The organism is Shewanella sp. SR43-4, from assembly GCF_014163845.1.
GTDB classification, from domain to species: Bacteria; Pseudomonadota; Gammaproteobacteria; order Enterobacterales; family Shewanellaceae; genus Shewanella; species Shewanella vesiculosa.
In genome coordinates this window covers 1-911 of record NZ_JACJEB010000047.1, presented here as the reverse complement: position 1 = coordinate 911, position 911 = coordinate 1, and the positions used below count along the sequence as shown (strand labels likewise).

General features: G+C 35.8%; 1 protein-coding gene. It reads left to right on the top strand.

Annotated elements, in window-relative coordinates:
- The first annotated feature begins 282 nt into the window (after nucleotides 1-282).
- Nucleotides 283-771 (top strand): hypothetical protein, encoded by a 489-nt coding sequence (locus H5123_RS20330; RefSeq protein ID WP_182699094.1) that lies wholly within the window; start codon nucleotides 283-285, stop codon nucleotides 769-771.
- The last annotated feature ends 140 nt before the right edge of the window (nucleotides 772-911 follow it).

Below are 911 nucleotides of genomic sequence, written 5' to 3'. Positions count from 1 at the left end.
TGCCCCGTTCCGTGTCAGTAAGATATATCAGGGGCAAGGCAATAATCGATCAATGAAAAAGATTAAACATCATCAATCCCACCTTAAAAGGTGTTATCAAAACAGATAATTAGCCTAAAGGTTGTACAAATACCACTACCGCAAAAAAGTAAATTCCTATAGCATAAAACATACCGATTAATATGGATGTGGCATTGGCCAAGTCCAACAAGCGATTTATGCCTTGCAAACAACGCAACGCATAAATATTAAAACGTTAAGTTGCAGTATGAATCGAGAGTTATGCGTGCATTTAAAGTAATAAGTCTGAAAGACTCGAAGAAGTTACAGAGCCAATTCTCGCAGTTTTTGGTTCAATATGATGAATATGAAGAAGGGTTTAACCACTGCTCCAGAATTTGTGTATTTGATCATTTCCTAAATGCTGACGAAGCGCATAAGTTACTTGATAATGTATCTAAAGAAGAACGAATAAAGAGAGACATAAAGTGGTCTGCTTTATATAAAGCTATAAGTTACAAATTTGAAACTTATATGCTCAAGTATCGAAGTGAAAAATTAATGTTCAAAGCGCCCAAAAGCTCAGAGTTATTGCATAAGCGATTGGAACGAATGGATATTGATGGGCATGTTTGGCTTGTAATACCCGAATTAGATCTTTGTTATCAACAATGTTGTGATGATACTCATTTAGTTTACTACCAGGATTCTGAAAAGCTTAATGACTTTTTAAACATAATAAGAGATTCTGGATTGTATTGGTTAGATTAGCAACTTAACAAGGCAAAGCAATCTGATTCCGCAAACTGTCACGCTTTATGCAGCGCAGTTGTTGTTTGCGCGCGTTACCCATAAAGATTTTGATCCGAAACTCACGGATTAGAGTTAAAAATCTAACTCGGAAATGTCCA